Below are 25,165 nucleotides of genomic sequence, written 5' to 3'. Positions count from 1 at the left end.
GGGTATTGAACCTGATTGGAATAAATCAACAGGAGATTCGATGAATTCAAAACACTCTCCGACTGCGGAAGACACTGCAAAAACATTCCGGGAGCACTCACTCCGAATGTTTTTGAAATGCCTCCGCTTTTTCCGGACATGACGCGGAAACGGAGAAAGAGGAAAGCACAGAAATTCCGGGAGATTCAGCAGCAGGAAAACGGCGGAGCCCGCCCCTCGGGGAGCTGACAATAAGAGTCTGGAGGCAGTTTCTCCTCAAAAACCTCCCGGGTTCCGGAATGTTCCGGCAGGAAAAAGAAAGCGCTGCTTCGGACCTGAATCTCCACTTGTTCCGACGAGGAACCGAGCCGGCGGAGCAGATTGGTTTCCGTGACTTCTGTTTCTGAAAACAGGATGGAACTGCCGTAGAAATCGAATTGGCGCAGCCGGGCGCTCTCCATCCCTTCCTGCATGGTTTCGTCGCAGACCGTATAATTGCGCAACCGGGCACATTCCGCCTTTTCGGCTGCAACGGTTGTCCCGCCGTAGCCGATTCCGCAGATCAGAAAAAGCACTGCGGTGCAGAGAAATGTGAGCCGCCTCAGATTCATTGCCGGAAACCAATACAGAATTATTAATAAAAGGTCTTTATAAAATAGCGCATGAATCCGTATTTTGCAAGCAGTTTCATTCGGAAAGCATCACTTTACCGGCGGAAAAGTTCCCGCCCGGGGATTTGCCGAGCGGTTCGGCATTCGGATAGCCGGCGCTGTTTTTTTGAAAAATTCGATGATTTTTCCGTTTCCCTCTTGACAATCTGGCTCTCTTATGTCATACTATTAAGAGATGAAACGTTTAGTCTTTCGTTTTTCGCGGTTATATTTCAAGGAGACGGCAGACTGTCGCATTTCTTCATGGTATCAATGATGAAACGTTCGTTTTTTATCTGGTGGAACAAAATTTGGAGAAGACGGATCATGAAAGTGCTGAAGAAATTTACGCTGATCGAATTGTTGATTGTGATCGCCATCATTGCGGTTTTAGCGGCGCTGCTGCTGCCCGCCCTCAACAGGGCGCGGGCCTCGGCGCATAACTCCAACTGCCGGTCGAACCTCAAGCAGATCGGCACTTACCACTCGTTCTATCAGGGGGATTTCAACGACAGGATCGTTCAGGTTCGAAGTGTTTCCGGTTCTGCGGGGGATTACTGGTATATGACTTTGCTGAAACTCTATGTGACCCGCCAGAATCATTATGAGAACAACCAGGCCGCACTGATGAAAGGCGTATTCAGCTGCCGGCAATATGTGCAGAGAAACAGCAACGCTCCGGGCTATGCGCAGAACCGCCGGGTCGCCGATTACGCGGTTCTGGACGGGAAGGGCGAATGGAGCGACACGATCTGCGCCAGCGCCCCGGTCTCCCGGGTCAGAAAGCCCGCGCAGACCAACCTCGCGACGGACAACACCAACTGGCACTACAACGACTCCGGGTATGAAGGGATCGACTTCACCCGCCACGGCAGCCTGAGAGTCAACGTCTTGTATGTGGATTCGCACGTCGCTGCGGAGTCGAAAGCAACATTGATCCCCCTGTGGAAGATTTACCAATAAAAGAAGGCTTATTCATGAAATTCCTGATTGTCGCTCTTGGTTGTCTGTGCATTTCGCTTTCCGGTCTGGAAATCGACACCTCATTTTCCCCGGATATGAAAGGCCGGCAACTGATCCGGACCCGTTTCAATGCGGCGGAGAACCGCGTCGAATTCCGCAAAGACGGCGCCTCCTATTATCAGGCGGCCCGGACAGTTCCGGCGGAGATTCCTCCGGGAAGCGCAGTCACGGTCACGGCCGGCATCGATTTCGACGATCCGGCCGGAACGGATGCGAAACACACGCAGCTCCGCCTCGTCTTTCTTGATGCCGCGGGGAAGACTGTTTTCAGTCAGGGCGAAAACGGCAAGGGAATCCCGCTGCGTCACACGGCGGGCAAGAGCGAAAACTTTTCCTGCTCCTACCGCGCCCCGGCAAACGTCCATTCCCTCAAAGTGCTGATCAAGAGCCATGTTCCGGTCACGATGGATGTCCACAATATCCGCATTTCCGTAAAGGAACCGGCGGAAGCGGCGGGCGTTCCATTCACGATCCGCTCCATCGAGCCGGATTCCATCGCGAACCACAGTTTCCTGAACCATAAACCGGCCGGGAAATTCGGCTGGGCGGAAGTCCGGGACGGTGATTTCGTGTTTCCGAACGGTGAAACGGTCCGCTGGTTCGGGATCAATCTGGTCGCCTCGCGCGTATTTGACTGGAAGAGCCATGCGGAGGCGGACGCCCTCGCGGCAAAGCTCGCGGCCCTCGGCGTCAACATGGTTCGGCTGCATCACCTCGCTCCCGGCTGGCAGCAGTGCGAACCGCTGTTCACTGACGGCACGAAAAGCACCCTGGAATTCAGCGACAGGGCGCTGGAAAAGCTGGATTACCTGCTGGCGGCGTTGAAAAAACAGGGAATTTACGTGACCAACGAGATCGTGGACGCCTCTTTGTGCCCCGCCGAAGGCGAGATTCCGTACTGGTCCAAAGGGAAAAGCATTCATCAACTGAAACTTCTGATGATGTTCGACCCGGACGTCAAAGAGTATGTGAAGCGGTGGGTCCGCGGTTTCTACTGCCGGCCCAACCGTTACACCGGCATTCCGCTGATCCGGGACCCGCAGCTCGCCTGCCTCGGCATTGTCAACGAGATCAGCATCGGCTATCACAACGGCTCGCTGGCGCGCAACCTTCCCGACAGAGCCAGGGCAATCCTCAATCGACAGTATCAGGCCGACCGGAAACGGCGGGGGCTGCTGGAACAGGCGTTCGATTTCGAACTTCGCGAACCGGATTCCGTGCGCTATTTCCACGACATGCTTCAGGGGGCGTTCGCCGAATGGAAGCAATTCGTGCAAGGCCTCGGCTATGGGGGAGTGTTTTCCGGTTCGAATTTCGGAGAGAATTTTTACCACCATTCCGCCTCCGCCGGTTCCGGCATGGACTTCATGGATGCGCATCTGTACTGGGGTTTCGCCGGGTATATGGACGGCGTGGACGCCAAAACGCGCCTCCTCCCCGGCGACCGCTGGAACGACCTCGTGAAACCGCCGTACAACGAAAACGCCTATACCAAAGAGCTTTTCGCCCGCTTCTCGATGTCGTCCCTCTCCGATATGCCGCTGGTCTCCAGCGAGCACCGCACCTCCATCGCCGATTTTCAGCGGTCGAAGTACCGGACGGCGGGACTGCCGTTTTTCGCGACGATCCACGCTTTCCAGGAGTGGGACGGCTTCTATGTCTTCGCTTCGCAGGGCGGCAACGACAACCGGATCGGCCATCGCCTCGACGTCAGGTTCGACACCGCGTATCTGGCGACGTTCCCGCTCGCGGCCTACCTGCTGCGCGCGGGAGTGATCCGCCCCGCCGTGCAGACGGTCTATTACCGGCTTGCGGAGGAAGACATTTTCGGCAAACCGCGTTCGCCCGGCTTTTACCATGACGGAATGTTTTCCGTTCCCGAACAGCACAAACTGCGCATGCTGTATCCGCAGCGGGAAGCGGGGAAAAAATATCCCGGCGAGATTCCGTTCGCCGACGCGAAAAAGCTCCCGCGCTATACCGGGGACACCATCGGAGGGGATACCGGAGAATTCGTCCGCAACTGGAAAAAAGGCAGCTTCCTGATCCGGACCGCCCGGGTGCAGGGCGTGGAAGGCTTTTTCGACGCCGGTGAACGGTTCGAACTGCCCGACTGCGCCTTCCGCATGGAATCGCCGTTCGGAGTCTGCTTTCTTTCGGCGGGAGAGAGCGAATTCCTCGCGAAAGCGCCGCGGTTGCTGCTTACCGCCGTCAACAGCAGCATAAATTCCGGCGACATAAACGCCAGAAGAAAGGGCTGGAGCCTGCCGGGAACCGCCCCCGCGCGGATTCTTCCCGTCAGGGGCCGGCTGGAACTGAAGAACGGCCGCTACGATGTGTGGAGCCTCGATGAGAATGGAAAACGGAACAGGCGGATCGCCCGGAACGCCGCCGGATTCGACTTCGATACGGGCCGCGACAGGACCGTCTGGTATGAACTGGCCCGCTGCCCCTGACCGGACTCTCCGGTAAAAAACGAGGCGGCTCTTTTTTCCGCCGCTTCCATTGACTTTTCCTCCCCGACCGGCTATACTTAACGCGGACCGGCAAACCGGACCGAAGGCGGAGCTTATGCACAAGAAAAACAATGTTACACTGAAGACGGTGGCGGAGACGGCGGGTTGTTCGATCGCCGTCGTCTCCACCGTGCTGAACGGCGCGCGCGGTAATACGAAATTCAGTGCCTCCGTGAGGCAGAGGATTCTGGATGTCGCCGCTGAACTGGGATATCACCCGAATTTCGCGAGCCGGAGCCTGAAGACGCGCCGCTCCATGACGCTCGGAATTTACGTCCAGCCCAAACGCTGGCGCAGCCTCAGTAATGATTATGAGATGGCGATCTTCCGCGGCGCCGAACAGGCGGCGCGCGACCGCCGCTACAATCTGCTGGTATTGAACATCAGCAGCCGGGAACTGCCGGAAAGCTGCGCCGAAAAGATTGCGGAAGCCCGCATCGACGGCGTGATCCTGATCCATTCCGATTCCAATGCGGAGTGGATCGACCGGCTGCTCCAGGTCAGCACGAACATCGTGGCGATCGACCAGCCGGACGCGCAAACCGGCCTGAGCCGGGTGGTGTTCGACAACCGCGCCGCGATCGAGCTGGCCGTCAAAGAGCTGGTGAAGGCGGGACACCGCCGGATCGGCTTCGCCGGCGGCTGCCTGGCGGAACTTCCCCGCGATTCCTTTCTGCGCGAGGAGGCCTTCCGCGCCTGCCAGCGGAACGGGTTGTGCGACTCCGATCCCGCATTGCTCTTCAATGGGGAAACGTGCGTGCCGCGACCAACCGTCGATGAGCGTTACTGTGAGCTTGAAGGAGAACGCTCCTTCCGTTACTTCATGGCGCTGCCGCAACCGCCGACCGCGATCGTCGCCTACAATTCGCTGGTGGGAATTTCAATTTTGCGGGAGGCGCGCCGAAGCGGTGTCGAAATACCGCGCGACCTGAGCGTAATCGGACTGGATTACCTTGAACTCATCAACTTCACTGATCCGACGCTGAGCGTCATCGACCATGTGCTGACCGAAATGGGACGTGCCGGGACGGAAATGCTGATCGACCTGATCGAGCAAAAACTCTCCGCACCGGCCTTGCGCTGTTTTATGCCGGTCTACCGGCCGGGAAAAACCGTCGCGTCCCCCCGGACAGCCGGAGGGGAATAACACTGCCGACTTTTCGAAAGGGGAAGCCGTGTCGCTTTCACGGCAGGCGCTGTAGCAGCGGCAAGGTGCTTTACCCCCCCCCACCAGAGACGAGTCGTCGGGGAAAGCCTGCCATTTTGAAGACAGGCGGGTCTTGCGGCCTCCAGACCTTGTGCGCTACGCGGCGGCAAGGTGCCGCTGCCGTGACTGTCTCCGACGGGCAAGGCGCTTCACCCTTGCAACTCGACCGGGTAGCACCCGGTGGCAGATATCGCTTATAGACCTATCATACCCCTATATTAATAACTCCGGTTTTGAGATTTTTGCGCAGCAAAGATCTCAAAACCGTACCCGGCGCCGGCATCTTGCCGGTCGGAGGGACCGGGGGGCGAAGCGCCCCCGGCCGCCGGAGGCCCTCCCTTACGGTGTCAGGATGATGCGGTCGACGGTCTGGTTGTCGTTGCCGCGCAAATAGAGCCGGTCGAACCGTTTGAAATCCGGATCGGCGGCGGTGACCACCGGTTTGCCGTCCACCCTGACGGTCAGTTTGTCGCCATTGCGCAGGAATTCAAACCGGGCGGGCGTTTCCGATACCGCCGGATGGCCGGAATCGGCGGCGGCCAGCACTTTGCCGCTGTTGTTCCAGTCGAGCGGCGTATCGCTGTCGAGCTTCACGATCTGCACGACGCCGGAGCCTCCGGCCTGATCGGGTTTGGCCGAATCCCACGCGACGCCGTAACCGTGCTTTCCGGCGGCATCGGTGAGCCAGACGATCATCTTGCGCTGGTAGCTGCTGTGGTTCGCATCGAAAGTGAGGTGGAAGCCGCCCCGGTCCAGCGCGGGCTTGAGGTCGCGGTGAACGAGTGAGTTGGCGATCCGCAATTGTCCGGAGAGTTGCTTTTGTTCGACGGTTTCCACTTTCACGCTGCCTCCCTTCCAGTTACCGGCGCGGCTGCAGTTGTCGGCGAGGATCGCACCGGGAACCTGAAGCTCCGGCTCCTGCGGCACGGCGGCACGGGCTTCGCGGTCGAAGAACTCATAGTTCGGCACCGCGTAAAGCACCGGGCTGCCCCAGTTTCCGGCGGCGTCGCGGGCGCGCAGCCACAGGAAGTGCGCCCCCGGAGCGGCGAGGATTTCATCGGGAAGCGTGATGTGGAACTTCTTGATCTTCCCCTCGGAGTCAACCGCTTCGCCGTTGGTAAACGTGCGTTCGTCGCGCGGCGCTCCGAGCAGTGAAACCAGTCCGAGCTTCACGCCGTTGGCCTGAAGTTTCAGCGGCCGGGAGAGGTCGGCGGGGCGGGGGATCAGGGCGGCCCCGACCTGCCAGCCGTTCCAGTTCTCGGCGGGAAGCGCGCCGGAACGCGGATAGGGGGTGAAGTCCAGCGTCATTTCGTTTCGGACGCCGCCTTTGGGCTCGCGCAGCTTGACCGGGATGCGGTTCGAGAGAACCGCCTGAACCGGCTGCAGCGGCTTTTCCGGGTTGAACGCCCAGGCGACGCCGACCGCGAACTCGTCCGGCAGTTCCGCGCCGCCGGGCAGCCGGAATTCGATGCTCGGCTCCTTGACCGGCACCGCCCGTCCCGGCGTGAAGCCGAATACGTTGGCGAGCTGAACCGGCGCGGAAAATTTCGGGGCCTGCAAAGTACCCGAGGCGCTGCCGCCGGGAGTCTGCGGCGCTTTCCAGAAGAGATCCCCCTCCGGCACCGCCTCCAGAGCGGTCACTTCGCCGGCGCTGTCCCGCACCGTCACGGTCAGCGCGCCGCCGCGGACGTGGGAACGGTCGATCCGTTCGATCAGCGGCCCGGCCCCGTCGCCGTAGCCGAGCTTCTCCCAGACTGCCGGATGCACCGCCTCTTTGGGCGGCGGCGGCGGCGGTACGAATTCAACTCCTTTCAGGTGGGCGATTACCTTGCAGTAGGTGTAGGGATCGCCCGCGAAACCGTCGAAATCCCAGCCCGGCTCAAAGTTGGCCCCCTCCTCCCAGTCGTTCCAGCTGGAGAGCATGATGAAATCCGGTTTTGCCTTCAGGCTGTCGAGCAGGGTGGTTTCGAGCATCCTGCCATCCATGCCGTACTGGGCGACGCCGGTCTGCCGCCACGGCTGGCCGGTGCCGTCGAACTTCGGGTACTGCATATCGGCGATCTTCTTGCCGAATTTGCGGCCGTTGGCGAAAATCACCGCCGGGTCCTGCTCCTTAAGCCGCCACTCCCGGGTGGTGCGGTCGCGGCGGTGGATGCTGGCGCCGTCCACGATCATCGAAAGCTGCGGAACCTTGCCGAACCGGGTCACCGGGCCGAACATCGCCCAATAGACGCCGCCGGTGGCGCGGTCGACTTCGGCGCACATCCGCTCGATTTCCGGTGCGGACACCTTCCAGCCGTAGGTCTGGAAATAGTAGAACGGCTTGCCGTCGACTTTGTAGAAACCGGGATGGCTGCCGTATTTTTTGATGAAATCGGTGATCCGCTTGACCGACACATCGATCTTCTGCGCGGCGCTCCCGTGCCGGAATGCGACCTCGTCCATAAAGAAAATCGGGAAGTTCTCCTCGGCGGCAATGTCGAGCGCCGTCTGGATGATGTTGGCCTGTTCCTCCTGAATGAAGCCGATGCCGGTATTCCATTCCGGGTGAATCATCAACGCGACCGAGGTGAGTCCGGCGGCTTTCATGCACCGGATCTGCCAGCGCATGATCTCGGGATTCGCCGCGTCATACAGCCCGACCAGCGGATAGCCGTTGCGGTTCCAGTTCAGCCGCCACGGTTCGCGCTCGGCGGTCAGCGTCGAACTCATGTGCGAAAAGGGCTGCTGCCGGTCCGGGTAGGGGAAGCCCCACCAGACGTGCCACTCCTGAATATAGACCGGCATATCTTTCAGCGCCCCGAACGACTTCGGATTCATCTGCGTTCCGCCGAATACGGAGCCGGCCAGCGCCGCACATGCGGCCAATCCCAGTGTTTTCCAGTTCATAGTCATTTTCTTTTTGCACCTTCTTTATTTTTACCACTCGTTCCCGAAAGATAAATCCGGGGCGGCGCCCCAAGCCGCCGAAAGTCAAACCTTCAAAGCCTGCGGATGCTTTCGCGTTCGACCAGTTCTCCGTCAATCACGATTTCCCGCGCCGAGAGCCTGCCGCCGATCAGGTCGAGGGCGGCGGCCACCAGGTTTTCGTGCGCGATCATCACCGACGAAAGCCGGGGAACGCAGTACTCCTCAAGCCCGGCGTGGGAAAGCGCGGTGACCACGCTGACGTCTTCCGGGCAGCGGCGGCCGCATTCGTGCAGGGCCCGCAGCGCGCCGATCGCGCCGAGCATGGTGTCGACCACCAGCCCGGTGATGTCCGGCGATTTTTTCAGCACCTCATGGGTCAGCACATAGCCGCCGTGCATCGGGTCTTCCCAGAAGCGGATGCTGCTTTCGGAGATGATCAGGTCGTGCCACCGCAATTTATAGCTGTGGACGGCCTCCTTCATGCCCCGCATCGTCTCCTGAATCGTCGGCGAAGGGGGTTCGTTCAGCACCACGCCGATCCGGCGGTGCCCGTTGCGGAGCAGCGCTTCCACCTTGAGGTAGCCGGACTGGACATGGTTGCTGTGGACACAGTGGATATTGCGGTAAATGCCGCCGTTCTCCAGCTTTCCGAGCAGTACGACCGGCACGCCGAGTTTGTCGAGTTCCCGCAGCAGCGGCCGTCCGAGCGGCGTGCCTCCGAGCAGCACGATGCCGGTCAGCCGCCGGCAGTTTTCGGCAAGATTGAGCACCGTCTCCGAATCCGACTCCGGGTGGAGCCGCAGGTTGACCAGATGCAAATTGGCGTGCATCGCGGCGATTTCGAGTTCGTGGACCGTGTGCCAGAACTCGTAGGAAAAAAAGTCGGGATAGGCGACCAGCAGTTCGCCGCTGTTCTGCGACGGCAGGCGCGACGGCAGCACTTCGGTGTTCCGGGGCGAAACATAGGTGCCGCTGCCGACCTTGCGGGCCAGATATCCCTCGTTGACCAGTTCGGTCAGGATTTTGCTCATTGTGGAGCGGCTGACCTGATACTCTTCGGCCAGCCGGCGCTCCGGCGTCAGCCGGGAACCGACCGGAAGAGTGCGGAGCCGGTCGAGCAGTCCCGCTTTCACTTTGTGTCCGATGGTGCTTGGCAAGGTTCTTTTCATGGGTGCGATCAATCCGGCATCTGGATGGTGAGTTGGGGAGCGGAAAGCAGCCGTCCGTAATTCAGTACGTGGTATTTGCGGCGGTCGGCTTTGGCGTGGCCGTCGTGGAACAGGATCGAACCGCGCCCGTTATGGAGCAGTCCGAAACAGTCGAACGCCGCGTAAACCAGTTGGCGGTAGTTGCCGTTGTCGTTCTGGCAGCTGTCGAACGTGGTCACGAATTCCGACGGCGGAGTATTGCGCACCGTTTCTTCGGCGGTGTCATCCCGTTCCTTCATTGTGGAATCCGGAACGCCGCCATTCATGCCGATGTAGCGAAATTTGCCGGAAAATGTCCAGAAACAATCCTTGTTCTGATTATATCCCGTTTGCAGCCCGCGCTTGGCATATCCCATATTTTCATGTTCGAACGTACCGAAGGGATAAATGCTCGGACAGACCGGCAGCCATCTTTTCCCTTTCCGACCGGTATGGTACATCGGCAGGTAGCCGAGATTTGCCATGGAAATGGTCCAACGGTCCATGGTCAACGCGCCGCTCACTCCGGTCGGCTGGGGAACTTTCAGATTGGGGCCGTAAAGCCAGCCTGCGTAATCAAGTCCGTATTGAGCGTCCGCCAGTCCGATCTGCTTCATATTATTCAGGCAGGTTGTCGCCTTGGCTTTTTCCCGCGCCTGATTCAGAGCCGGCAGGAGCATGCTTGCCAGAATGGCGATGATCGCAATTACGACCAGCAGCTCAATCAAAGTGAAGAATCTGGTTGTCTTGCTCTGTTGTTTGATATGCAACTCTTTATTGCTCATTGAGTTAACCTCCGTTATAAATGGGTTGCGGTTATTTTTCAGGCCGTTACCGGCAACAACTCAAATGTCATGTCTGCTTACTTGTCGGGCTACGCCCGCCAACTCCTCACCGTTCGCTGCGCTCACTATGCCGGAGGGGCTTCGTTCACTACGTTCGGCTTCGTCACTATCGTTCCTCGTTATTTTGCGGCCGCAAAATAATTCCCTCACATTCGTTCGCGGCGCTGACCGCGCTTGTTGTGCGCCACGTAAATGGCAATGTAGCTTTACTTGTGCGCCACGTAGATGGTTTTGTCGACCAACCACGGCTCGCCTGTACCAGCCGTCGCACGCCCCCCGTAGGGGCATTGGCGTGCGCACCCGGCCGCGGCACCTTGCCGTCCGTTTTATGGCATTTGCTGTTTTCAGCAAAAGGCCTACTCCAATTATACCAAAGTCGGATGCGATTGTCAATAGGTGCGACAGAATTTTTTACGATTTTTTTAAGCTGATCCGGGGCAGGCGGGGAAATTCAGCTTTTGCGGGCGGCGCGGAAAGCGGAGGGAGAGACTCCGTAACAAGCGTGAAACTGGCGGTTGAAGTTCGACAGCGACTGGTAGCCGCAACGCAGCGCGATCTCCAGAACCGGCAGTGAACCGGTTTCGAGCATCACCGCCGCGCTTTTCAGCCGCATCCGGCCGAGGTAGACCTTGGGGGCGCAGCCGAAGGAGCGGTGAAAGAGCTTGCGGAAGTTGGATTCGCTGGTGCTGCAGAGCGCCGCGAGGCGCGGGATTTCCACCGGGCGGTCGATATGGCGGGCGATATGGTGCAGCGCGGGCATCAGTCGCGAAACTCCCGGCGGGGGGGACGACTGGGTTTCAAAGTGGAAAGCCCGGTGCAGCCGCACCAGCAGCAGCCAGACCAGGGAACGGATCTCGGAGCTGAAGCCGGCCGGTTCCCGCACTCTTGTTTCGATGATCTCCCGCACAGGCTGCACCAGTTCGGGATATTCCGCTTCGCTGATCACGTTCGGGAAACGGTTGCCGCAGAAAGAGGCGGTTTCCAGCCGCTCCTCCCGTTCGGTCACATAGCCGGCGAGCAGCGCGGCCGGATCGAGATTCAGGAAGGACCAGTTGGTTTTTCCTCCCGGACTGCTCACCATCACATGCACTTCGCGGTGGTTGATGATGGCGGCGTCCCCCGCGCGAAACGGCAGGATTTTATCCTCCACCAGAAAAAGGCCTTCGCCGGAATAACAGTATCCCAGCTCAAAACAGTCGTGAATATGGGGGGGAATAGGAGGAATTTCGCCGCGTATGTTCACATCCACGCCGGAAACCGGAAAATCCGACGGCAGGCGGATCGGCGCGTACTGCGTTTCCGATATTTCTCCTGTTTTTGATTGAAAACGCATAGTATCTTTCCTGTTTTGCGGAAGAATGTTTCTTTTCGATGTAATATAATAATACCGGAACAGGAAATCAAACGGCTTGTGCGCTTTTCGGGAAGGAGGAATCCGGCATGGCATTGAAAATCGGTCTGGTCGGCGCCGGCAGCATGGCGCAGTATCATATCGCCGGTTACCGGCGGGCGGGAGCGGAGATTGCCGCCGTCGCCGACCGCTGCGGCGAACGCGGCCGCGCTCTGGCTCGGGAGCTGGGCGCGGCTTATTTTCCAGACCTGACTTCGATGCTGGCTTCCGGGAAGGCTGATGCGGTCGCGATTCTGGCGCCGAACCGGTTTCATGCCCCGATGACTCTGGAGGCATTGGCCGCCGGTGTGCATGTGTTCTGCGAAAAGCCGCCCGCGGTTACCGCCGCGGAGGCGGTGGCGATGCGCGATGCCGCCCGGCGTTCCGGCAGGATTCTGATGTTCAACCTGAACAACCGGGCCCGCGCCGATGTGCGCGCGATTGTCGACTTCCTGAAGCAGGGCAAAGCGGGGCGGGTCAACTCCGCGCAGGCGGTCTGGATGCGGCGGACCGGCATTCCCGGCTTCGGCGGCTGGTTCACCAACCGGGAACTGGCCGGCGGGGGGCCGCTGATCGACCTGCTCCACATGATCGATCTGGCGCTCTGCTTCCTCGGGGAGCCGGAGCCGGATTGCGTGCTGGCGCAGACCTTCGACGATTTTATCTCGAACCCGGATTTCAAGGGGCCGTGGGGAGTCGCGCAGCCCGGCGGCGTCACCGATGTGGAAAACGCCTGCCACGGATTCGTGCGGTTCAGGACGGGGCAGGTACTGACGCTGCGCTGTTCCTGGGCTGAAATGATCCGCTCCGAGGAGGTCTCGGTCGCGTTTCAGGGGACGAAGGCGGGCGGGATGCTGCGCCGCACTTTCGAGGTGGACGGCGACGAAAGCACCACCGAGGACCTCTGCGAGTTGTACTGGCAGCGCGGGGCGGAGCCGGTCAACCGGGAGATCGAGTTCGTAAAGGATGAATCGATGGGGCGGGTCGAATCTGCCGAGAATTTCATCCGGGTCCTGAAAGGGGAGGACGAACCGCTGAACACGCCGGACGACGCGGTCTGGCTGATGAAGATCATCGATGCCGCCTACCGTTCCGCCGCCGCCGGCGCTCCGGTATTCGTGGAGAGAACATAAATTCAACAGGGAGATTGCGATGAAACAGGTTGTAATGGTCGGGCCGCGGAAAAGTGAAGTGGTCGATGTGCCGATTCCGGAAATCACCGACGACCAGCTGCTGGTGAAGGTCACCTACACCGGCATGTGCCATTCGGAGTGGTATCCGTGGACCGTCGCGCAGCCGGGCGAACTCTTCGGCCACGAATCGGTCGGCGTGGTCGCCCGCTGCGGCCGGAATGTGACCGGCTTCAAAGAGGGCGACCGGGTCACCGGCCTCGGCGGCGGCGGCCTCCGGGAATTTATCGTGATGGAGCCGGAAAAGGTCGTCCATGTGCCGGACAACCTGAAGGACGAGGACGCGATCGTCGAACCTCTCGCCTGTCTGCTGAGCGCCGCGGTGAAGATGCCGCTGACCACGCTCGGAGATTCCGTCGCGGTGGTCGGTTGCGGCTATATGGGACTGGGGATGATTTCGCTGTTCAAGGCGATGGGATACGGCGACATCGTCGCGGTGGATATCCGTAAGGAGGCGCTCGACAACGCCCGGAGGTTCGGCGCGACCGAGACCTATCTGCCGGAGGAGCTGCCGCAGGAGTACATCCTCGACTGGAAGGCGATCGGCGCTCCCGACCTGAAGCGCGACGGCCACAAGACCGACATTTTCGGGATCGGCTTCCCGAATGTGATGGAGTTCACCGGCACCGAAAGCGGCCTGCAGCTCGCCGGCGAGATGGTCTGCGCCCACGGCCGCATGGGAATCGGCGGCTACCACAACGATTCGCTGCGCACGATCGACTACAAGCTCTGGAACTTCAAGGCGATGGACACCATCAATTGTCATGAGCGCCGGATCATGTATGAGGCCGGGCTCTGCGGCCGGATCATGATGCTGCTGTCCCGCGGCATCTGGAACTTCACCGGCGTCACGAACCACATCTATTCGCTTGAGGAATTCGACAAAGGCATGGAGGAGATGGAAAAGCACGCGAACGGCTTCATCAAAGGCGCGGTCAGGTGCGATTGAACTGACGGAACGAAAATCATCAGGTTTGCTTCGGCGCGGAGTTCTCTGTCCCGGAATTCCGGAGTGCATGGAACTGGCGGTTCCCCCAATTTTTTGACCCGCTGTTCTTCCCCGGCACTTCCCCCCGGGTTCCGGGGCGGGGAACTCCGCGCCGAGGCAAACTGCGGATGGATTTTTCCGCAATTCCGGTGTATCTTATGATGAAAGAAAGGAATTGCGGGGCCATCATGGACAAAAGTGAATTTCATCCGTCGGAAATACCGGCCAAACCGGGCGTGTACGTCTATCGCGACCGGTTCGGCAAGGTGATCTACGTCGGCAAGGCGGCCAACCTGCGGCGGCGGATGAGTTCGTATTTCCAGCCCTCCCGGGTGGTGCGCGCCGACGCGAAGCTGCGGTCGCTGATCAATTCGATTTCCGACTGGTCCTACGAGGTGGTCCGCACCGAAGACGAGGCGCTGATCCTCGAATCCCGGCTGATCAAGGATTTCGCGCCGCATTACAATGTGCTGATGCGCGACGACAAGCGATATCTGCTGCTCAAGATCGACTGGCATGAGAAGTTTCCGACTCTGAAGCTGGCACGGCTGAAGAAAAACGACGGCGCGCAGTATTTCGGGCCGTTCCCGAAAGGGGGCGCGCTGAAGATGACCCTTGAATTCCTGCTCGCCCATTTCGGGCTGCGCGCCTGCCGCGATTCCGAACCCGATGAGGAGACCCGCAAACGCTGCCTGAAACGGATCGTGAAGGATTGCTGCGCCCCCTGCACCGGCGCGGTGACGCCGGAGGAATACCGGGAGCGGGTGGAGCAGGCGGTCGCGGTGTTGAACGGCGACATCGCCGAACTGACCGCCGCGATCAGGGAGAAGATGACGGCGGCGGCGATGGAGCAGCGGTTTGAAAAAGCCGCCCATCTGCGCGATGTGCTGACCAATCTGGAAGCGGTATTCGGGAAAAGGAACCGCATATTCGAGCGTCCCGAACTGCCGGGCACCGCCCCCGGCATGGCCGCCGTCCGGGCGCTCGGCGAGGCGCTCGGGCTGGAGAAGCTCCCCAGCCGGATCATCGGTTTTGACATCTCCAACATCCTCGGCAAACTGGCGGTGGCGAGCCTGGTGGCCTTCAAGGAGGGCAGGCCGGACCGGGACAACTACCGCCGCTTCAAAATCCGCACCGTCCACCAGAGCGACGATTTCGCGATGATGCACGAAGTGCTGGTCCGCCATTTCGGGCGGCTGCTGGAGGAGAAGCGGCCGCTGCCCGACCTGGTGATGGTCGACGGCGGCAAGGGGCAGCTCTCCAGTGCGATCGACGCGCTGGTGGAAATCGGCTGCCCGCCGCTGCCGGTGATCGGCCTTGCGAAGCGGAACGAGGAGATCTATCTGCCCGGCCGCAGCGAACCGGTGGTGCTGGACCGTCACAATCCGGCGCTGCGGATGCTGCAGGCGCTTCGCGATGAAGCGCACCGTTTCGCGATCACCTATCACCGCGAACTGCGGAACAAGCGGATCGAGCAGTCCCGCCTTGATGAAATTCAGGGAATCGGCGACACCCGCAAGAAGCAACTGCTGCGCGCATTCGGCTCTTTGCGCGCCCTGAAAAAGGCCACGCCGGACGAAATTGCCGAAAAAGTTCCGGGAATCGGCGAGGCGCTGGCGGAAAAGATTCTCGCCGCTCTCGGTTAGCGGCTTGGAATTTCGCAAAGTTGATGTATTGTAATAACATCGACACAATGAAAGAGGAGATTTTACCATGAACGACAGATCTTATGAACGCGCTCCCGCCGCCATCGGTCAGGAAGCGCAACTGACCCAGGCCGGTTTCGTGAACCGAGTATTCGGCTGGATGACCGGAGGTCTTGCGTTGACCGCCGGGATCAGTTACGCGATCGCCAACTCCACCATGCAGGATTTCGTGATCCAGAACCGCGGTGCGTTCCTGGGACTGCTGATCGTGGAAGTCCTGCTGGTGATCGGCCTTTCCGCCGCGATCAACAAGATTTCAAGTTTCGTCGCCGGTCTCGGATTCGCGCTGTTCGCCGCGCTCAACGGCGTGACCCTGTCATGGATTTTCATGGCCTATGAACCGGCTGCAATCTACCGCACGTTTTTCACGACCAGCCTGATGTTCGGCGGCGTCGGCGCCTTCGGTTATGTGACGAAGAAAGATCTCTCCGGAATCGGCGGCATGTGCGGCATGGCGTTGTGGGGGTTGATCGTCGCGATGCTGATCAATATGTTCTGGGCGAATTCGACGTTTTCGTTGCTGATCAGCATTTGCGGCGTGGTTCTGTTCACCGGCCTCACCGCCTGGGATATGCAGAAGATCAAACTGATGTCGCTCGCCGTCGGCGAGGGGCAGTTTGATGCCGAAACCGGTAAAAAAGTCGCGATCTTCGGCGCGCTCGAGCTTTACCTCGACTTCATCAACCTGTTCCTTTTCCTGCTCCGCATTTTCGGAAACCGCCGCTGACCGGCATTCGCAGAGCTTGCTCCCGCGACGCAAAGCGTCTTTGGAGTGCGGAGATTCATCTCCGCTTTCCAGTCGCACGTGAGTGTTATACCCGGCTTTGCATTGCATCAAGAACAGGCAGGGGGCCCGGAGGGTAGTGAGTACCGCACCTCCGGCCTGCGGATGGCTCCGGGGGACGTCGCGCACGTCCCCCGGACCCCCTCGCCGGTGGCTGAGGCCGGTCCGGTTGCGGAGCACTTCCGCTCGCGGGCGCGGCTTCGCCGCTTACTTGTCCGCCTGCGGCGGCCAACTCCTCAGCGTTCGCTGCGCTCACTACGCCGGAGGGGCTTCGCTCTCTACGTTCGGCTTCGTCACTATCGTTCCTCGTTATTTTGCGGCAGCAAAATAATTCCCTCACATTCGTTCGCGGCGCTGACCGCGCTTGTTGTGCGCCGCGAAAACGGCGATTCGGCCTTATTTGTGCATCGCGTAAGGTGATATGCCGACCAACCACGGCTCACCAGTGCCAGCCGCCGCACGCCCCCCGTAGGGGCATTGGCGTGCGCACCCGGCAGCGGCACCTTGCCGCCGCGGCGCTGACCGCGCTTGTTGTGCGCCGCGAAAACGGCGATTCGGCCTTATTTGTGCGCCGCGTAAGGTGATATGCCGACCAACCACGGCTCACCAGTGCCAGCCGCCGCACGCCCCCCGTAGGGGCATTGGCGTGCGCCCCCGGCAGCGGCACCTTGCCGCCGCGGCGCTGACCGCGCTTGTTGTGCGCCGCGAAAACGGCGATTCGGCCTTATTTGTGCATCGCGTAAGGTGATATGCCGACCAACCACGGCTCACCAGTGCCAGCCGCCGCACGCCCCCCGTAGGGGCATTGGCGTGCGCCCCCGGCAGCGGCACCCGGCAGCGGCACCTTGCCGCCACCTTGCCGCCCGGCTGCCCGCCGGTCTGCATTATTGCCGGTCGAGCAGGTACTGATTGAAAAAGTAGTGATTGCGTCCGCCCGCATCGGCGGTGCGGGTGCGGATGGAGCGGATCAGCTTGTCATATTCCTCCGGCGAGATACTTTCGGGGTAGACATATTCGCACTGGGCGGCGACGACGAGCTGCGATTTGCGGGTGGACTCGGATTCCACCTGAAAGAGGTATCCGAGGCCGGGGATATCCTTCAGGTAGGGAACGCCGGTGGAGCCGCGTACTACTTCCCGCTTTTCGAGTCCGCCGATCACGAACTCGTTCCGCTTGGTGGAAATCATCACACTGTTGCGGATGGTGTTTCCCTTTTGGATGCGCGGCGCGCCGCTGGACTGGTAGCCGATCAGCGAGGAGTTGTCGAGGCTGATCTGCAGAATGGCGGCTTCCGGCGCGATCGAGCCGGCTTTGACGGTCATGATGAAACCAAAGGATTGCGGGGCTCTGGTCACATTCTGCTGATTGTCCTTGCCGATCCGGATATCGTTGCCGGGTGACTCCCTGCCAAGGGCCTGCAGCGCATTGTCGAGCGGGCGGGTGAACCAGTTGTCGATGGTTTCCTGCGTGTCGTCCGGCGGGACGGTGGTGTCGGTGTAGAAAATCTGGGTGGTGCGCGACAGCGTGGAGGTGGTGTTCTGCCGGACGGTCACTTCGCCGGAATAGGCGATTTTCGCCTTTCCCTTCGAGGTCAGGAAGTCGAGGTAACGGGTGTTCCACTTCGGGTTGAAGTTGTAGAAACTGGTCCGTTCGGAGCCTTGCGGCCGGGCCATGGTGCCGCCGTAGGTGGCCGCCCAGTTGTCGCGGAAGCGGCCGCCGACGCTGAAGAAATCGGTGCCTTCGTTGTTTTTCCACGCCTGAAAGTCGACGCCGAGCTTGTCGTCGTTTTCCGAATAAAGCTCATAGACGTTCAGCTTGATTTTGATTTCGGGGAGGGGGACGTCGTATTTGCGGAGCATCTCCTCGATGTTTTTGCGCGAATAATTGGCGGTGTTGAAGAAAAGGCAGTTCAGGTCGGGATCGAGCTTGACCTTGTCCTTGCCGCCGATCAGTTCGGCTTCGTCGTCCTTCACGTTCATGCCGACCTTTTCGATCATCGGCATCAGGGTCGCGGCCGGGACGTTGGCCGGAAAATATACAAATTTGGGCTGCCCGGAACTGTTCAACATGCCGGGCTGGTCGAGCCTGGCGACCAGCGAATCGATCCCCATGCCGTTTTCATGGTCCTTGAACCGGTATTCTTCGGCGGAAACGAACAGCAGCGCGGTGCCGTCTTCAAACAGGATGGTTTCCACGCCGGTGTAGCTGGCGTCGACCCGTTTGGTGGTGATCGCGTCCCGCAGCAGCGAACGCACCGCATACGGATGCACGTGCTTGAGCAGATAGGTTTTGGTGATCACCCTTGGATCGTTGTTGTCGCGGATGAAGTGAACTGCATCGGTGTCCCTGTCGAGATCGACCCGCAACTGGGCCTGCACCTGCGAATCCATGTAGCTGGCGGTCGGCGCGTTGTTCTTGTCGCGCGGGATGCCCGGCGACGGCGTGAAGGTGTTGCTGGTGTAGAGCGGAGCCGAGGCGGAATCGCCCGGCGCGGCGGCGGTGGCGATGGCGATGAGGCCGGAGAGGGGAAGCAGAAGAATCTTTTTCATGGTTGAAGCACCTTACAGTTGGTTGGAGCTGACCGCCGCGGCCGCCGGAGAGATGGATTCAAACGCCTGAAGCTGGCCGCCGTAAGCCGGAGGGAGGCTTTCCGGGTGGGCGAGCACGGTACGGACGGTCACAAAATACCAGGTTTTTTCCCGGTTGATGGTCGTGGTGGAAAAGAGATGCTTCAGGATCGGGATTTCGGAGAGGAACGGAACTCCGATGGTCTGTTCCACCTCGCTTTCCTTATGCCACATGGTCAGAATCTTTTCCTCGCCGGAGAGCAGGTTGCAGTCGCCGGAAAGCTGGTCGATCTCGGCCAGTTCGGCACCGTAGTTGTTGCGTTCCACGACGTCGGCGACCTGAATCTTATAATTGAATGTGACCAGGGCGTTGACCGTGGTATTGTAGTCGGAAAGCCGGTAAGGAACCTGTCCGGTTCTGGCATCGGCCTCGCCGCGGAAGCAGATGCGCGGTGCGGTGACCGACAGCGCCAGCGGCGGCGGAGGGGCGGAGCCGGTGAGAAGCGGATTTTCGGCTCCGGTCGAAGATTCAGGCGGCTTGACTCCCCCCTGCATGCCGAGTCCGGAGACGCCGACCTGAAGCTGATCATTGTCCCGCTTGAAGATCGCCTGCGATTCCGGGTGGAAGCCGATGCTGTAGACGGCCGAGTCGCTGTTGGCGACGGTCAGGCTCGCGGTGTTCGCGATGTTCGCCAAACCGTCCTGCTGGAGAATCCGGATGAAACTGGCGTCGAACTGCGGCGCGAAAAAGAATCCGCCGAAAGCGCCGCTGGCCGCATTGACCGCGCTGCTGCCGCCTGAGGAGAGCGACAGCGCGTCCATGCCTGCCTGAAAGAGGTTGAGGCCCGGCCCGTTGCGCCAGCCGAGATAGTCGATCCCGAGATCGCGCAGGATGCTGTCGCGCACCTCATAGACGGTGAAGGAGAGATTCGCCATCGGAATCGGCCGGTCGAGCCAGGCGAGATATTTCAGCATATCGTCGCTTTTGTTGAGGTCGTCTTTCCAGTAGATCAGGTTGGTCGTCGGATCGTAGCCGACATAGGAATCTTTGCCGCTGTTGATGCCGCTGCCGGTCATGATGTCGACCATCACCTGAGCGGCGCGGAATTTCGCCGGATAGACGGCGCGGGTGGAGCCGGTGCCCCGGATCGGATCGCCCGGCGCTTTGCCCGCGATCCGGGACGGCCGGTCGAGGAGCCGGATCATCTCGTCGACGTAAGGCATCATTCTGACCGGGCAGCTGACGGCGAGAAGCTGCTGTTTCCCCGCTTTGTAGTTGATCCGGGTGACGGTGGAGAGGTGGTTGTAGCGTTTGACGATGCCGAGCACGAATGGAGTCACATCATTGGCCATCAGGTATTTCAGCTCGAAAATCTTGGAAACCATGTAATCCTGGGCGTCATCCTGGATCAGGCGGATGGTTCGGACGTTTTCCGCCGGGGCGGCGCAGACGGCCTGCAGGAGGCCGGCTCCCAGCAGGAGGGCCGCGGCTGTTCGGTTCATATCAATATCCTTTCTGTTGGTGGACTCGGGGACTGCCTGTTTTGATTTCGCTTTCTAATATAGGAGTGGATTGTTTGAATATTGTAAGGATTTCGTGAGATGTCTTTATTAAACCCGGGGGCTTGTAAAAACGGAATCAACGGTTTAAATTAAAAGGTGTTTTTGACGGTTTTTCCGGAATATGTGCAAGGAGATGGAAGATGAAAATCACGGGAATCGGGAGACGGTTCGGGCTTTTCTGCATGATTGCGCTGGTATTCGCCGGCGGCTGTACGACGTCGGTGATGCAGAGCACTCCGGCGCTTCCCGGGCAGCAGAGTGAGGGCGGCAACCCGGTGGTGACCAACCTGAAAGCGGCCAACACCGGATTTTATTTGCTGTACTGGATTCCGCTGTGGAGCGGTTCCGTCTCATTTCCGAACCATGGCGCCTACAATCTGTTTTCCGATAATCTGGAAGATAAATACATGTTCCGGATGCTCGACCGGCAGTGCGCGAAGGACAATGCGGACGGCGTAGAGGATGTCCGGCTCCGGGAAGATGTATCCGGCTGGATCGGGCTGGGAATCGTGTGGAAAAAGACGTTGAACGCCTCCGCCGTCACGGTGAAACGGCAATAGGGGGGATGCCGTCCGGTCAGTTTTTTTGCCGATTGTTTCAACCGGAATAAGCAGCGGATTTGCAAAATAAGTTTTTTGGTGATATGTTCTCCGATGGCGATCAAGCGCCAGAACTGATTATCTTTTTACTAATTTTCGAGAGGAATCATAGAAATGAGCCGTAAAGTAATTATCGCCGGTAACTGGAAAATGAATAAAACCGCCGCCGAAGGCAAGGCGCTGGTGGATGCCCTGAAGCCGCTGGTCGCCGATGTCTGCCCGGATGTCGCCGACATCGTGGTCTGCCCGACCTTCACCACGCTGGCCGCCGTGATCGATGCGGTCAAGGGCAGCAATATCAAGGTCGGCGCGCAGAACGTCCACTGGGCGGAAAGCGGCGCGTTCACCGGCGAAATTTCCGCGGCGATGCTGAAGGAACTCGGTGTGGAATATGTGATTCTCGGCCACAGCGAGCGCCGCCAGTATTTCGGCGAAACCGACGAAACCGTCAATAAACGCCTGAAGGCCGCCCTGGCCGCCGGCCTCAAGCCGATCGTCTGCGTCGGCGAGCTTCTGGAAGAGCGCGAAACCGGCAAGACCGAAAAGGTCCTGTTCACCCAGCTCGAAGGCGGACTGGCCGGTTTGAGCAAGGAAGATATGGCCAAGGTCGTGATCGCCTATGAGCCGGTCTGGGCGATCGGCACCGGCAAGACCGCGACTCCGGAAATTGCGGAAGAAACCCACAACTACATCCGTTGTACCCTGAACGATATGTTCGGTAAAGAGATCGGTGAAGGCGTCCGGATCCAGTACGGCGGCAGCATGAAGGCCGAAAATGCGAAGGAACTGGTCGCTCAGCCGAACATCGACGGCGGCCTGATCGGCGGCGCCGCTCTGAAGGCGGATAGCTTCTCCGCGCTGATTCACAACGCGATTGCCGGGTAATTTCGCAAAAATATCGATAATATTGACGCATTGGCGGCAGTTGGGGGTTGACTTTTGCTGCGGCTGGCGTTAATATTATCAAAGTTTTGCAAATGCAACCGGAGCCGTCGACGGGCGGCTTCGGGAAACGACAAGTTTTAAAGGGCCTTTATATGTCGACTTTAACCGTTTTGTTGTATGCGCTGGTCGTAGTGGTAGCGCTGCTTCTGATTGGGATCATTCTGGTCCAGCCTTCCAAATCCGGTGGAATGGGCGCCGCGTTCGGCGGTGTGGGAGAGTCTGTGTTCGGCGCTCAGGCCGGGAGTCATCTGACCAAGGCCACCGTGATCATGACGGCTGTATTTTTTCTGGTGACGCTGGTTTTGGCGTCATTGATCGGGCATGGCGTAAACAAGGGAACCACGGATGGAGTGACTGCCGCGCTGGAGAGTACCGCCGTATCCGCTTCCGCGGTTGCACCGGAGGCGCAGCCTGAAGCGCCCGCAGCACAGAGTGCCGCTCCGCAAGCGGCGGAGCAAAAGTAATTTTCGGAGGAGCTTCTCGACGATGAAGAAAAAACTGCTCATGTCCGTGATGGCTGCTGTATTTGTCGGAATGACGGTTTGGGCTGCACCCGGAGTCTTGCCGGATGAGTTTCTCTTCACGAAAATGAAGCTGACCTATTCCCGCGAGAGCACGCCTTCGGTTCGCGGAGACAGTTCCAGGAGCGTGGCTTCGGTCAGCGGTGCGCTTCGCAACCGCTGGGTTGTGTTTTATGTGGAATATTATCCCAAAATCTCCAAATTGCGCAATGCGTGGATCGATGACATCACCCTGACGCTGACCGTGATATTTGACGCCCAGAGCCAGGGGCGCATGGTGCCGTGCGTTTTCACCGGCAAGACAGAGTTCATGACGATTCCGGTCGACGGCCGCCGGCATGTCGCCCTGATGATGATCCCTCCCCATCTTCTGGACCGTTATCTGCCGGTGAGCGGCAGCAGCAGTACGGCTTCCTCGAGTACTTTCTGGGCGGAGGCGGTTTTCACTGATCGCAGCAACAATATCCTCGGAATCGCTTATTGCAATGTCAAGGGGTCCACTCTGGCCCTGCAGCGGCAGGAGTTCGCGAAGATGCTGCAGGTCAAGCCCAATATCGTCCGGGATGGAGTGATTCTTTCCAAGGATGAGTCGCCGTGGCGCTGGACCGATTTTTCCGATTACGACTATATAAAACCGGCACGTGCAAAATAAGTTTATTATTTTATAAAATCCGGCGCCGGAAATTGCCCTCGGTGCTGAACATTCGGAACAAACAGTAAAATGGCAAAAGAAAACACGGTTTTAACGATTGACGTCGGCGGAGACAATCTGAAGATGGCTGAGTTCGTCTTCCCGCCCGGCGGAGCGATCATGCTGAGGAAATTCGCTTTCCGCAAGCTGGAAGAACAGGAAGGGATGACTCCGGAGGAGGTTTTCGCGCGGAACTATCGCGAAATGCTGGCGGAGGGCGGTTTTGTCGCCAAAAGTGTGCGGCTTTCGCTTTCCGGCCAGTCGTCGTTTTCCCGGTTGAGCAAGCTGCCGCCGTTGATGGGCAACAAGAGCGCAATCAATAAAATCGTGGAATATGAAGCCAGGCAGACGGTCCCTTACCCGATGAACGAGGTGGTGTGGGATTATCAGTTGATCCGGCACGAGTGGGAAGACACCCGCGTTGAAACCCAGGAGGACGGTTCCACGTTGGAAATCGCGGATTCCCATGAAGAATATGAGGCGCTGTTCGTTGCGGTCAAAACGGACCAGATCACCTGTTATACGGATGTGATCGAGGATTCCGGCAAGGAAATTCTGTCGGTGGAGATTGCTCCCGTCGCGCTGTTCAACGCCGCCAAGGGTACTCAGTGCCGGGACGATGAATGCGTGTTGATCCTGAATATCGGAGGACGCGGCACCAACCTGATGATCGCCGACCATCAGCGGGCGTTCATCCGCAGCATTCCGATCGCGGGCGACGCGATCACCCAGCAGGTTGCCAAAGAGTACAATATCGGTTTCGCGGAAGCGGAAGACCTGAAGCACCGTCACGGTTTCGTCGCTCTGGGCGGCGCCTATGAAGAGCCGGAGTCCGAGGTCGCCGCGACGATTTCGAAGATTGCGCGAAATGTGATGACCCGCCTTCACGGTGAGGTCAGCCGTTCAATCAATGTGTGGCGCGCGCAGCATGGCGGCAACGCTCCGTCCCGGGTGTTGCTGGCCGGCGGCGGTTCCACGATGATGTATATCACCGACTTCTTCCAGGAAAAGCTGCGGTTGCCGGTTGAATATCTGAATACGTTCGGCGCCATCACCATAGCGGAGCAGGTGGACAAGGAAGAACTTCAGGCGGTCGCTCCGATGTTCCAGGAGTTGATCGGCATGAGCTTGCGCAGCATCACGCAGTGTCCGATCGATATTTCGCTGGTTCCGGCTTCCATCCGGAATCAGAAGGAGTTGGACCGCAAGAAACCGTACTTCTATATTTCGGCGGCTTCGTTGCTGGTCTGTCTGGGGATCTTCTATATCGGCGTGTACAAGCGTCTCAACTTCGACAAGTCCCGCGTGGATCGTGTGCAGGTGCGTGTGGAGGAGACGAACAAGAAGATGAAGGAAGTCACGAATCTGATGAATCAGATGAATTCCGCCAAATCCCGCTATGAGAATGCCAAAGCTTTTGTGGATGCGCGCGGGAAATGGACCGGGATGCTGACGGAGCTTCAGGAGTTGATCCCGGATACGATGTGGCTGACGACCCTGGAGGGAATCGGTGATGAAATCGCTCCCGCCGCCGGCAGCGAAAGCGACCGTCCCGGCATGGGGATGGATATGGGAGGAGGGCCGTTTGGTGGAGGGCCGTTTGGAGGCGGGCCGTTCGGCGGTGGAGGCCGCCGTTCTTCGGCCAATCCGGCGGAGCCGGTGGCAAGGGTTTACCGGGACATCGGCGAAGTGAAACAGCTTCGGCTGGTCGGCTATACTCTGGTATTGAAAAATCGCGACCTGCTGGAAAGGGAGTTGCGCAATCGGTTCAAGACTTCGAAGTATTTTTCGGATGCGGAAGACGGTACGGTGCTTGATAAGTATGAACCCAATACCGAAGCATTGAATATGACCTCGTTCGAGATGCGTGTGACGCTAAAAGAACCGATCAAGAAATAGTACGG

Annotated in this window: 19 protein-coding genes; 12 read left to right on the top strand and 7 right to left on the bottom strand. The window is 59.3% G+C overall.

Annotated elements, in window-relative coordinates; translation table 11 throughout:
* Positions 1-185: 185 nt before the first annotated feature.
* The gene (locus C8D82_RS10375) at positions 186-590 is read right to left on the bottom strand and encodes a hypothetical protein (protein ID WP_116884215.1); all 405 of its coding nucleotides are present in this window, start codon (positions 588-590) and stop codon (positions 186-188) included.
* 366 nt (positions 591-956) lie between these two features.
* Here C8D82_RS10375 and C8D82_RS10370 point away from each other — a divergent pair, with 366 nt between their 5' ends.
* The 3 genes from C8D82_RS10370 (at position 957) to C8D82_RS10360 (ending at position 5,315) form a co-directional block, all read left to right on the top strand.
* Entirely contained in the window at positions 957-1,592 is a 636-nt protein-coding gene (locus C8D82_RS10370; RefSeq protein WP_187144155.1) for a prepilin-type N-terminal cleavage/methylation domain-containing protein, read from the top strand.
* 14 nt (positions 1,593-1,606) lie between these two features.
* Positions 1,607-4,108 (top strand): hypothetical protein, encoded by a 2,502-nt coding sequence (locus C8D82_RS10365; RefSeq protein WP_116884213.1) that lies wholly within the window; start codon positions 1,607-1,609, stop codon positions 4,106-4,108.
* A gap of 115 nt (positions 4,109-4,223) precedes the next feature.
* Complete coding sequence (locus C8D82_RS10360) at positions 4,224-5,315, top strand: LacI family DNA-binding transcriptional regulator (RefSeq protein WP_116884212.1); 1,092 nt, start codon at positions 4,224-4,226, stop codon at positions 5,313-5,315.
* Positions 5,316-5,714: 399 nt separating this feature from the next.
* Here the strand turns inward: C8D82_RS10360 and C8D82_RS10355 are convergent, their stop codons facing one another.
* The 4 genes from C8D82_RS10355 to C8D82_RS10340 all read right to left on the bottom strand — a co-directional run bounded on the left by C8D82_RS10355 (position 5,715) and on the right by C8D82_RS10340 (position 11,650).
* Entirely contained in the window at positions 5,715-8,264 is a 2,550-nt protein-coding gene (locus C8D82_RS10355) for a glycoside hydrolase family 71/99 protein (RefSeq protein WP_165832996.1), read from the bottom strand.
* Positions 8,265-8,356: 92 nt separating this feature from the next.
* The gene (locus tag C8D82_RS10350) at positions 8,357-9,454 is read right to left on the bottom strand and encodes a GntR family transcriptional regulator (protein ID WP_116884210.1); all 1,098 of its coding nucleotides are present in this window, start codon (positions 9,452-9,454) and stop codon (positions 8,357-8,359) included.
* 8 nt (positions 9,455-9,462) lie between these two features.
* A complete protein-coding gene (locus C8D82_RS22120; RefSeq protein WP_207776112.1) occupies positions 9,463-10,257 on the bottom strand; it encodes a type II secretion system protein in 795 nt (264 codons plus the stop codon).
* A 511-nt stretch (positions 10,258-10,768) separates the two neighbouring features.
* Positions 10,769-11,650, bottom strand: coding sequence for an AraC family transcriptional regulator (locus C8D82_RS10340; protein WP_165832995.1), 882 nt, complete (start codon positions 11,648-11,650; stop codon positions 10,769-10,771).
* A 107-nt stretch (positions 11,651-11,757) separates the two neighbouring features.
* Between C8D82_RS10340 and C8D82_RS10335 the strand changes: the two genes are divergently transcribed.
* The 4 genes from C8D82_RS10335 to C8D82_RS10320 all read left to right on the top strand — a co-directional run bounded on the left by C8D82_RS10335 (position 11,758) and on the right by C8D82_RS10320 (position 16,318).
* Positions 11,758-12,840 carry a Gfo/Idh/MocA family protein gene (locus C8D82_RS10335; RefSeq protein WP_116884208.1) on the top strand — a complete coding sequence of 361 codons (1,083 nt, stop codon included), beginning with the start codon at positions 11,758-11,760 and terminating at the stop codon, positions 12,838-12,840.
* Positions 12,841-12,859: 19 nt separating this feature from the next.
* Positions 12,860-13,846 carry an alcohol dehydrogenase catalytic domain-containing protein gene (locus tag C8D82_RS10330; RefSeq protein ID WP_165832994.1) on the top strand — a complete coding sequence of 329 codons (987 nt, stop codon included), beginning with the start codon at positions 12,860-12,862 and terminating at the stop codon, positions 13,844-13,846.
* A gap of 227 nt (positions 13,847-14,073) precedes the next feature.
* The gene (locus tag C8D82_RS10325) at positions 14,074-15,531 is read left to right on the top strand and encodes an excinuclease ABC subunit UvrC (protein WP_116884253.1); all 1,458 of its coding nucleotides are present in this window, start codon (positions 14,074-14,076) and stop codon (positions 15,529-15,531) included.
* Positions 15,532-15,598: 67 nt separating this feature from the next.
* Positions 15,599-16,318, top strand: a complete 720-nt coding sequence (locus tag C8D82_RS10320) for a Bax inhibitor-1/YccA family protein (protein ID WP_116884206.1) — start codon at positions 15,599-15,601, stop codon at positions 16,316-16,318.
* A gap of 941 nt (positions 16,319-17,259) precedes the next feature.
* Here C8D82_RS10320 and C8D82_RS10315 read toward each other — a convergent pair.
* Both C8D82_RS10315 and C8D82_RS10310 read right to left on the bottom strand, forming a co-directional pair.
* A complete protein-coding gene (locus tag C8D82_RS10315) occupies positions 17,260-18,924 on the bottom strand; it encodes a type II secretion system protein GspD (protein ID WP_116884205.1) in 1,665 nt (554 codons plus the stop codon).
* Positions 18,925-18,936: 12 nt separating this feature from the next.
* The gene (locus tag C8D82_RS10310) at positions 18,937-20,445 is read right to left on the bottom strand and encodes a hypothetical protein (protein ID WP_116884204.1); all 1,509 of its coding nucleotides are present in this window, start codon (positions 20,443-20,445) and stop codon (positions 18,937-18,939) included.
* Between the two features lie 200 nt (positions 20,446-20,645).
* On the opposite strand from C8D82_RS10310, the gene C8D82_RS10305 reads away from it, so the two are divergent.
* The 5 genes from C8D82_RS10305 (at position 20,646) to pilM (ending at position 25,160) form a co-directional block, all read left to right on the top strand.
* Positions 20,646-21,065: a hypothetical protein gene (locus C8D82_RS10305; protein WP_116884203.1), complete on the top strand. Its 420-nt coding sequence runs from the start codon at positions 20,646-20,648 to the stop codon at positions 21,063-21,065.
* A gap of 153 nt (positions 21,066-21,218) precedes the next feature.
* The gene (tpiA, locus tag C8D82_RS10300; RefSeq protein ID WP_206212487.1) at positions 21,219-21,989 is read left to right on the top strand and encodes a triose-phosphate isomerase; all 771 of its coding nucleotides are present in this window, start codon (positions 21,219-21,221) and stop codon (positions 21,987-21,989) included.
* Positions 21,990-22,036: 47 nt separating this feature from the next.
* The gene (secG, locus tag C8D82_RS10295; RefSeq protein WP_116884201.1) at positions 22,037-22,513 is read left to right on the top strand and encodes a preprotein translocase subunit SecG; all 477 of its coding nucleotides are present in this window, start codon (positions 22,037-22,039) and stop codon (positions 22,511-22,513) included.
* A gap of 22 nt (positions 22,514-22,535) precedes the next feature.
* Positions 22,536-23,222, top strand: a complete 687-nt coding sequence (locus tag C8D82_RS10290) for a hypothetical protein (RefSeq protein WP_116884200.1) — start codon at positions 22,536-22,538, stop codon at positions 23,220-23,222.
* Positions 23,223-23,345: 123 nt separating this feature from the next.
* Positions 23,346-25,160 (top strand): pilus assembly protein PilM, encoded by a 1,815-nt coding sequence (pilM, locus tag C8D82_RS10285; protein WP_165832993.1) that lies wholly within the window; start codon positions 23,346-23,348, stop codon positions 25,158-25,160.
* Positions 25,161-25,165 lie beyond the last annotated feature (5 nt).

This window comes from Victivallis vadensis, from assembly GCF_003096415.1.
Classification (GTDB): Bacteria; Verrucomicrobiota; Lentisphaeria; order Victivallales; family Victivallaceae; genus Victivallis; species Victivallis vadensis.
This window is presented reverse-complemented; position numbering and strand designations above follow the sequence as displayed.

Excerpts from the sequence above, each read along its gene's own strand:
- C8D82_RS10375 (WP_116884215.1), bottom strand. The coding sequence starts at position 590 with ATGAATCTGAGGCGGCTCACATTTCTCTGCACCGCAGTGCTTTTTCTG.
- C8D82_RS10370 (WP_187144155.1), top strand. The coding sequence starts at position 957 with ATGAAAGTGCTGAAGAAATTTACGCTGATCGAATTGTTGATTGTGATC.
- C8D82_RS10365 (WP_116884213.1), top strand. The coding sequence starts at position 1,607 with ATGAAATTCCTGATTGTCGCTCTTGGTTGTCTGTGCATTTCGCTTTCC.
- C8D82_RS10360 (WP_116884212.1), top strand. The coding sequence starts at position 4,224 with ATGCACAAGAAAAACAATGTTACACTGAAGACGGTGGCGGAGACGGCG.
- C8D82_RS10355 (WP_165832996.1), bottom strand. The coding sequence starts at position 8,264 with ATGAACTGGAAAACACTGGGATTGGCCGCATGTGCGGCGCTGGCCGGC.
- C8D82_RS10350 (WP_116884210.1), bottom strand. The coding sequence starts at position 9,454 with ATGAAAAGAACCTTGCCAAGCACCATCGGACACAAAGTGAAAGCGGGA.
- C8D82_RS22120 (WP_207776112.1), bottom strand. The coding sequence starts at position 10,257 with ATGAGCAATAAAGAGTTGCATATCAAACAACAGAGCAAGACAACCAGA.
- C8D82_RS10340 (WP_165832995.1), bottom strand. The coding sequence starts at position 11,650 with ATGCGTTTTCAATCAAAAACAGGAGAAATATCGGAAACGCAGTACGCG.
- C8D82_RS10335 (WP_116884208.1), top strand. The coding sequence starts at position 11,758 with ATGGCATTGAAAATCGGTCTGGTCGGCGCCGGCAGCATGGCGCAGTAT.
- C8D82_RS10330 (WP_165832994.1), top strand. The coding sequence starts at position 12,860 with ATGAAACAGGTTGTAATGGTCGGGCCGCGGAAAAGTGAAGTGGTCGAT.
- C8D82_RS10325 (WP_116884253.1), top strand. The coding sequence starts at position 14,074 with ATGGACAAAAGTGAATTTCATCCGTCGGAAATACCGGCCAAACCGGGC.
- C8D82_RS10320 (WP_116884206.1), top strand. The coding sequence starts at position 15,599 with ATGAACGACAGATCTTATGAACGCGCTCCCGCCGCCATCGGTCAGGAA.
- C8D82_RS10315 (WP_116884205.1), bottom strand. The coding sequence starts at position 18,924 with ATGAAAAAGATTCTTCTGCTTCCCCTCTCCGGCCTCATCGCCATCGCC.
- C8D82_RS10310 (WP_116884204.1), bottom strand. The coding sequence starts at position 20,445 with ATGAACCGAACAGCCGCGGCCCTCCTGCTGGGAGCCGGCCTCCTGCAG.
- C8D82_RS10305 (WP_116884203.1), top strand. The coding sequence starts at position 20,646 with ATGAAAATCACGGGAATCGGGAGACGGTTCGGGCTTTTCTGCATGATT.
- tpiA (WP_206212487.1), top strand. The coding sequence starts at position 21,219 with ATGAGCCGTAAAGTAATTATCGCCGGTAACTGGAAAATGAATAAAACC.
- C8D82_RS10290 (WP_116884200.1), top strand. The coding sequence starts at position 22,536 with ATGAAGAAAAAACTGCTCATGTCCGTGATGGCTGCTGTATTTGTCGGA.
- pilM (WP_165832993.1), top strand. The coding sequence starts at position 23,346 with ATGGCTGAGTTCGTCTTCCCGCCCGGCGGAGCGATCATGCTGAGGAAA.